Source organism: Millisia brevis NBRC 105863 (genome assembly GCF_001552615.1).
Classification (GTDB): Bacteria; Actinomycetota; Actinomycetes; order Mycobacteriales; family Mycobacteriaceae; genus Millisia; species Millisia brevis.
Window position 1 is genome coordinate 93,461 of the sequence record NZ_BCRN01000017.1, and the last position, 7,138, is coordinate 100,598.

Here is a 7,138-nt window from a genome sequence, read left to right on the forward strand (position 1 = left end):
AGCGGTCGCCGCATAAACTCGCCGGGTGATCACGAGGATGTCGGAGCTGTTCCTGCGAACCCTGCGCAACGATCCCGCGGACGCCGAGGTGCCGAGCCACAAGCTGCTCGTACGCGCCGGCTACGTGCGGCGGGTCGCGCCCGGCGTCTTCGCCTGGCTGCCGCTGGGCCTGCGGGTCCTGCAGCGAATCGAGCAGGTCGTCCGCGAGGAGATGAACGCGATCGGCGGTCAGGAACTGCGCTTCCCGGCGCTGCTTCCCCGTGAGCCCTACGAGCGCACCGGCCGGTGGACCGAATACGGCGACAACCTCTTCCGCCTGAAGGACCGCAAGGACGCCGAGATGCTGCTCGGCCCCACCCACGAGGAACTGTTCGCGCTGACGGTCAAGTCGGAGTTCAACTCCTACAAGGACCTGCCCGTCCGGCTCTATCAGATCCAGACCAAGTACCGGGACGAGGAGCGGCCGCGCGCCGGCATCCTGCGCGGGCGCGAGTTCATCATGAAGGACTCGTACTCGTTCGACCTGGACGAAGCGGGCCTCGCCCGCGCGTACGCCGATCACCGGCTCGCCTACCAGCGGGTCTTCGAGCGGCTCGCGGTCAAGTACGTCATCGTCGCGGCCACCTCCGGTGCGATGGGCGGCAGCGCCTCCGAGGAATTCCTCGCCGAGAGCGAGGTCGGTGAGGACACCTTCGTGCGCTGCGTCGAGTCCGGATTCGCCGCCAACGTCGAGGCCGTGGTCACCCCGATCCCGGAGCCGATCCCGTTCGACGACGCCCCGAAGCCCACCGAATACGACACCGGCTCCACCCCGACGATCGCGACGCTCGTCGAGTGGGCCAACGGTCCCGACGGCGTCGGCGCCGACGAGCCGGTCACCGCGGCACACACGCTCAAGAACATCGTGCTCGAGATCCGGCAGCCCGGTGGCGAGTGGGAACTGCTCGGCGTCGGCGTCCCCGGCGACCGGGAGGTGGACGAGAAGCGGCTCGGCGCGGCCCTCGAACCGGCCGAGTACCGGTTGCTCGACGAGGACGGCTTCGCTCGCTACCCGTTCCTGATCCGCGGCTACATCGGTCCGCGCGTCTTCGCGGCCAACGAGGCCCGCTACCTGGTCGACCCGCGCGTGGGTACCGGTTCGTCCTGGATCACCGGCGCCGACCGCAAGGGCTACCACGTCGCCGGCCTCGTCGCGGGCCGCGACTTCGTCCCGGACGGCACGATCGAGGCCGCCGAGGTCCGCGAGGGTGATCCGTCACCCGACGGCGCCGGCGCCCTGGTCGCCGCCCGCGGTATCGAGATCGGCCACATCTTCCAGCTCGGCTACAAGTACACCGATGCCTTCGAGGTCGACGTCCTCGGTGAGAACGGCAAGCCGGTGCGCCTGATCCAGGGCTCGTACGGCATCGGCATCTCCCGGATGATGGCCGTGCTGGCCGAACAGCACCACGACGACAAGGGTCTGCGCTGGGTCCCCGAGGTCGCCCCCTTCGGCGTGCACATCGTGTCCGCCGGCAAGGACCAGGCGGTCCGGCTCGGCGCGGCCGGGGTGGCCGAGACGCTCGACGCCGCCGGCTGGGACGTGCTGCTCGACGACCGGACCGCGTCGCCGGGGGTCAAGTTCAAGGACGCCGAGCTGCTCGGCGTCCCCGTGATCGTCGCGGTCGGCCGCGGCTGGGCCAATGGCCTCGTCGAGGTATGGGATCGCTTCTCGGGCGACCGCACCGAGGTCCCGGTCGCCGAGGTGGTCGACGTGGTGGCCAAGATGTCGCCGCGCCCCTGGTAGAGGTGCCGGCCGCGGTCGGTGCGGTCGATCCGCACCGACCGTCGGCACCGGCGGCGTCGGCGGGTGCGGGGTTCGGCCGTTGGTGTGGGTCGTAAGGATGCGGCTCAGCGGCCGGCGGTCGCTCGGTCCGGCCCGTTCGGCGGTTCGAGGGCGGCGAGGGTCAGCGCCCGGAACGGCTCCTGGCCCACCGATTCGACGGCTTCCATATTCATCAGCACGTGGGCGAGCAGGCTGCTCGACAGCGCCGCAGCCGCCTGTTCGGTGTCGCCGGACGTGGCGGTGTTGACCATGCCGAAAAGCGCTGCCATGCCGTCGCGCGCCTGATCGTGCAGGTCGGACTCGCCGGCGCCGTGTGCGAATCCGTGCAGCAGCACCATCATCGCGTCGTGGTGGCTGACCATGCGGTCGTAGGCCTCCGGTAGATCCGGGGCGCCGATCGGGTCGTCCTCGGCCGAGCCGGTGACCACCTGCAGGGCGCGGTCGAAGGCGAGCCGGAACAGTTCGGCCTTCGTACCGAAGATGCGCATGACGTACGGCTGGGACACGCCGGCGGCGTGTCCGATCGTCTCGGTGCTGGTACCCCAGTAGCCGCCTCTGGCGAACTCCACGATCGCCGCGTCGAGGATCGTCTGTCGCCGCGCGGCGGCGCTCATCCGCCGACCGGGGCGACCGGTCGGAGCGGGGGATACCGCCATCAGCTCGCCTCGACGCGGACGCGGTCGGCGAAGGTGGTGCCGAAGACCGTCTGCGACAGATCGGCCAGCACACCGTCGGCCGGGTCGTCGCCGGCTCGAACCGACAGCAGGGCGCCGGCAAGAATCAGATTGCCGATCACATTTCCTGATTGGCGTTCCGCGCATCCCGTGGATTCCCGGACGATGCGGTACATATGCATCATTGACGCGCGCGCGACATCCGCGACCTCGGGGCATTTATTTCCGGCGAGGAATCCGTGCATCACGATCTGTACATATGCGCGATCGGGTAGGCGGTCGATACATCCCCAGGCGGCCCGGCGGACCTGCTCGGCCGGGTCGAGGCCGAGGGAGGAGGCTTCGCGCAACGCGATCGTGAGGCACCGAAGTACCTCCTGATCAGCGCGTTCGTAGACGGATCGGAAGAGTTGTCCCTTGGAGCCGAACATCTGGATCACGTAGGGCTGCGATACATGCGCCTCTTCGGCGATCGTCGCCGTACTCGTACCCGCGTATCCGGTACGCGCGAACGCGCGAGTCGCGGCTTCGAGAATCGATTCGCGCCGTTGGGTGGCGGTCATTCGACTCGAACTCATGGGAAAGACCGTACGTCATTCGAAGCTATTGGTACAACAGTATCGTCGCTGCAAAACGCCGTGCATTTCGTGGAATAGGTTTATATATTCGAGATTGCGCGAACTCCGGGTCGATTCAGGACGATTGTCCGGGGAACGGGACGGTGGAGGGGGCTACTACCAGTACCGTCCGCCACCGGGCCGCGCGAATCGCGGTTTCGGTCAGCGCGTCGGCGCCAACGCTCTTGATGTGACCGGTTTCGGCCCGCTCCAGCAGGGCTCGCCACCCGATTGCGGTGTCCTCTTCGATCCGAAGGGCGAGTTGGATCGCCGAAACGGGATCCGAGACCGGGAAGGGGAGGGTGTAACCCGCCGCCGCGATCGGCGGGGTGCGGCCGGCGTCGATCAGCGCCTGCCGCAGCGCCTCCCGGTACGCGCGATGGGCGGCCGCCGCGGCGGCGATCGCCTCGCGACGGGAGCCATCCGCGTACGCGGCCACCACGCCGTACCCGAAGATCGCGCCGTGCGCGATCGTCAGACATTCGGCGAGCGCCGCGGTCTCGGGCGTCTCCGCGCTCTGGGCGGAACTGCTCGGGGCGGAATTGCTGGGGGAGGGGGTGCTCGTCGAGGCGGGGGTGCTCGTCGCCGTGGCGGTGGTCGCCGGGATGTCGACCGCGGCGGAGGTATCGGGCGGCGGTGAGGTCTCGACGGGGGGTATCTCGACCGAGGGCGTCTCGGTGGGTGTGGGGCTGGTCATGGCAGGGCGATCGCCACCTGGGTGCGGCACGCGGCGGCGATCGATCCGAGCAGGCCGCAGCGGTACCCGGAGGTCGTCGGAACCAGGGCGCCCGCCTCGTCCGCCGCGGCCAACAGGGCGGAGCGAATCTCGTCGAGCGACGGTGGAGTGACCTGCGGAGGCGGCGTTTCGGCCGAGCTGGTGGTCGTGGTCGTCGTCGGCGGGTTGAGCCGGTCGATCTCGGCGGTCAGGGCGTCGGCGTGCGCGCCGCGTTCGGCCGCCATCACCGCGAGCGCGTCCGCGCGCTCCGGATAGCGGGAGATCGCCGCGGTGATCGCCGCCGCATCGTTGCGGGCGCGCTCGGCGGGGGCCTCCAGGACGTCCACCGGTTCGGGGTCGTTCGTGCCACACGCCGAGACCAGGGCGAGCGCCGCGCATGCCGTCGCGCCGGCCCGCAGGACCGATCGACGCGACCACGGCGACCGGGTCGGTGACCACGCCGAATCCGTCGCGGGGTCGGTCGGGCGGAGCAGACCGCGATCCGACGGGGCTGTGGGCACCACGACATACTGCCGGCCCCGGCCGCGGTCGGCGCCGCTCGGTGTCGCCGGCGCCCGGGTGCCGGTGGTGGTCGGGAGCCCCGTTCGACGGCGGTATCTTGTTATCAGTCGATGTCGCCTCCCCGGCGCCCGAACGGTGCCGCTCGACGGCCCGCGTCCGCGCGGATCGGGGAGACGACACCTCGAGACGGCCGGTGTCGACCGACGCCCGCCGCCCCGACCGTCCGGCGATGAGCGTCGCACGGTCGAACAACTGAACCGACAACTGGAAATGAGGGACGGGAACGATGCCGGACCGGCGCACCGAGACGGTTGCCGAAGCCGTGCGGGACCTGGTGGACCGCGAGGGATACGACCTGGAGGGGGTCGAGGTCACCGCGACCGGATCCCGACGATCGATCGCGGTGATCATCGATCGCGACGGCGGGGTCTCCCTCGACGCCCTGGCCGATCTGACGCGCGATATCTCCGCACAACTCGACACCGACGATCCCTTCGGTGATTCCGAGTACACCCTCGAGGTCACCACCCCGGGGATCGATCGGCCGCTGACCCTGCCGCGACATTGGCGGCGGGCGCTGGGCCGGCGGGTCAGCGTGACGCTGGCCGGCGGCGAGGTCCTCGTCGGCCGCGTCGGGGCCCCGAGCGGCGCGGACGCCGCCGACCCGACCGCGATCGACCTGGTGATACCCGATCGCCGGAAGGGACCCCGCGTGCGGACGGTCCCGCTGGCGGAGATCGAGCGCGCGGTGGTCGAGGTCGAGTTCGCGCCCCCGCCGGCCGCGGAGTTGGCGCTGTGTGGAGTGGAATTGCCGGACGCCGACGCGTCCGAAACGGAGGTCGCCGGCTCCGCCGCGGCCGGGGAAGGTGTGTGACGCGGTGAATATCGACATGACGGCCCTCAAGGCGATCGAGGCCGACAAGGGAATCCCGATCGACACGGTGATCGCGACGATCGAGACCGCTCTGCTGACCGCCTATCGCCATACCGACGGCCACGAGCCGGACGCGCGGATCGACATCGACCGCAAGTCGGGCCTGGTGCGGGTACTCGCCCGGGAGACCGACGGCGACGGAAACCTGATCTCCGAATGGGACGACACCCCGGAGGGCTTCGGCCGGGTCGCGGCCACCACGGCGCGACAGGTGATCCTGCAGCGCCTGCGCGACGCCGAACACGAGAAGACCTTCGGTGAATTCGTCACCCACGAGGGCGAGATCGCCGGCGGCGTCGTCCAGCGCGATGCGCGGCTCAACGCCCGCGGGACCGTCGTCGTGCGGATCGGCGGCGACGCCAACGGCGCCGACGGCCTGCTGCCGCCGGCCGAGCAGGTGCCCGGCGAGCGCTACGAGCACGGCGAACGGATCAAGACCTACGTCGTCGCGGTCTCGCGTGGTCAGCGCGGCCCGCAGATCATGCTCTCGCGCACCCATCCGAACCTGGTCCGCAAGCTGTTCGCGCTCGAGGTGCCCGAGATCGTCGACGGCTCGGTCGAGATCGTGTCGGTCGCCCGCGAGTCCGGACACCGCACCAAGATCGCCGTCCGCAGCACCGTGCCGGGCCTCAACGCCAAGGGCGCCTGCATCGGCCCGATGGGTCAGCGCGTCCGCAATGTGATGAGCGAACTCGGCGGCGAGAAGATCGACATCGTCGACTACGACGACGATCCGGCCCGCTTCGTCGGGAATGCCCTGTCGCCGGCCAAGGTTGTCTCGGTGACGGTGGTCGACGAGACCGCCCGGGCCGCCCGGGTGGTCGTACCCGACTACCAGCTGTCGCTGGCGATCGGCAAGGAGGGGCAGAACGCCCGCCTGGCCGCGCGACTGACCGGTTGGCGCATCGACATCCGCTCGGATGCGGAGGTTCCGGTGGCCGGTCGCGCCGGCGAGGCGTGACGGCGCGCGCAGCGACCGGTGGAAACCGTTCCGGGCGAGCGCATTCGAGTGTGTCGACCGGCGGATACGCGAGTTTTCCGCCCGGGGCGGTAGACTTTTCGGTGGCTTCGCGACGGGCACGACCGTCACCCGAAGACGAGCGGCGGACCGACGGTGCGCCGGTCCGAACGTGTGTCGGTTGTCGTGCGCGTACGCTGGCTGCCGACATGGTCAGGGTGGTCGCACGCCCGGGGGACGGCCGATCGCAATGGGTGATCGTTCCGGACCTTCGGCGCGGCATGGCCGGTCGAGGTGCATGGGTGCATCCGGACCGTGACTGTGTGGCGACAGCGGTGCGGCGGCGCGCGTTCGCGCGGGCGCTACGAGTGGTGGGCGAAGTGGACACGAGGGAACTCGACAGGATGTTCACCTCGCCGACCGACACGGAGGAATCACGTGATCCCTCCCACGATGAGAACGGGCAGACGAACTGATGAGCACACCGTGAAGTACCGGCGATGAACGTCCATCGGAGATAACCCGAGGTCGTGCGGGCTGCCTGAGCCTTGCGACCTCCCAGTAAGGAGAGCAGTGGCAGGCAAGGCCCGTGTGCACGAGTTGGCCAAGGAACTCGGTGTCACCAGCAAGGAACTTCTGGCCCGGCTGAAGGAGCAGGGCGAGTTCGTCAAATCGGCGTCGTCGACGGTGGAAGCCCCCGTCGCCCGGCGCCTGCGTGAATCCTTCCCGTCGTCGAAGTCCGACGGATCGGGAAGCAACGGCGCGGTGCGTTCGAGCGCCAAGCCGGGTCCGCGTCCCGGACCGGCTCGCCCGCAGCAGTCGGCGGCCCCCACCCCCGGTTCGACCGGACCGCGACCGGGTGCCCCGCGCCCCGGCCCGGCGCCCGCCGCCCC

Annotated in this window: 9 protein-coding genes; 5 read left to right on the forward strand and 4 right to left on the reverse strand. The window is 70.1% G+C overall.

Going from position 1 to position 7,138, the window contains the following annotated elements; all coding sequences use genetic code 11:
* Positions 1–25: 25 nt before the first annotated feature.
* A complete protein-coding gene (locus tag MB1_RS20640) occupies positions 26–1,786 on the forward strand; it encodes a proline--tRNA ligase (protein ID WP_066911978.1) in 1,761 nt (586 codons plus the stop codon).
* Positions 1,787–1,890: 104 nt separating this feature from the next.
* Here the strand turns inward: MB1_RS20640 and MB1_RS20645 are convergent, their stop codons facing one another.
* The 4 genes from MB1_RS20645 to MB1_RS25775 all read right to left on the reverse strand — a co-directional run bounded on the left by MB1_RS20645 (position 1,891) and on the right by MB1_RS25775 (position 4,352).
* Positions 1,891–2,481, reverse strand: a complete 591-nt coding sequence (locus tag MB1_RS20645) for a TetR/AcrR family transcriptional regulator (RefSeq protein ID WP_169801711.1) — start codon at positions 2,479–2,481, stop codon at positions 1,891–1,893.
* Entirely contained in the window at positions 2,481–3,077 is a 597-nt protein-coding gene (locus MB1_RS20650) for a TetR/AcrR family transcriptional regulator (RefSeq protein ID WP_084352331.1), read from the reverse strand. The genes MB1_RS20645 and MB1_RS20650 overlap by 1 nt, the downstream gene beginning before the upstream one ends.
* Positions 3,078–3,192: 115 nt before the next feature.
* Positions 3,193–3,813: a ferritin-like domain-containing protein gene (locus MB1_RS26245; protein ID WP_084352344.1), complete on the reverse strand. Its 621-nt coding sequence runs from the start codon at positions 3,811–3,813 to the stop codon at positions 3,193–3,195.
* Positions 3,810–4,352, reverse strand: a complete 543-nt coding sequence (locus tag MB1_RS25775; RefSeq protein WP_157084195.1) for a hypothetical protein — start codon at positions 4,350–4,352, stop codon at positions 3,810–3,812. The genes MB1_RS26245 and MB1_RS25775 overlap by 4 nt, the downstream gene beginning before the upstream one ends.
* A gap of 287 nt (positions 4,353–4,639) precedes the next feature.
* Between MB1_RS25775 and rimP the strand changes: the two genes are divergently transcribed.
* From rimP to MB1_RS20675, 4 genes are all read left to right on the forward strand, one after another.
* Complete coding sequence (gene rimP, locus MB1_RS20665) at positions 4,640–5,227, forward strand: ribosome maturation factor RimP (protein WP_066911989.1); 588 nt, start codon at positions 4,640–4,642, stop codon at positions 5,225–5,227.
* A 4-nt stretch (positions 5,228–5,231) separates the two neighbouring features.
* Positions 5,232–6,248, forward strand: a complete 1,017-nt coding sequence (gene nusA / locus MB1_RS20670; RefSeq protein WP_066912051.1) for a transcription termination factor NusA — start codon at positions 5,232–5,234, stop codon at positions 6,246–6,248.
* A gap of 101 nt (positions 6,249–6,349) precedes the next feature.
* On the forward strand, positions 6,350–6,721 hold the full coding sequence (locus tag MB1_RS25295; RefSeq protein ID WP_439646967.1) for a YlxR family protein: 372 nt from the start codon (positions 6,350–6,352) through the stop codon (positions 6,719–6,721).
* Positions 6,722–6,818: 97 nt separating this feature from the next.
* Positions 6,819–7,138: translation initiation factor IF-2 N-terminal domain-containing protein (locus tag MB1_RS20675; protein WP_174531988.1), on the forward strand; the 320-nt coding region annotated here is incomplete at its 3' end.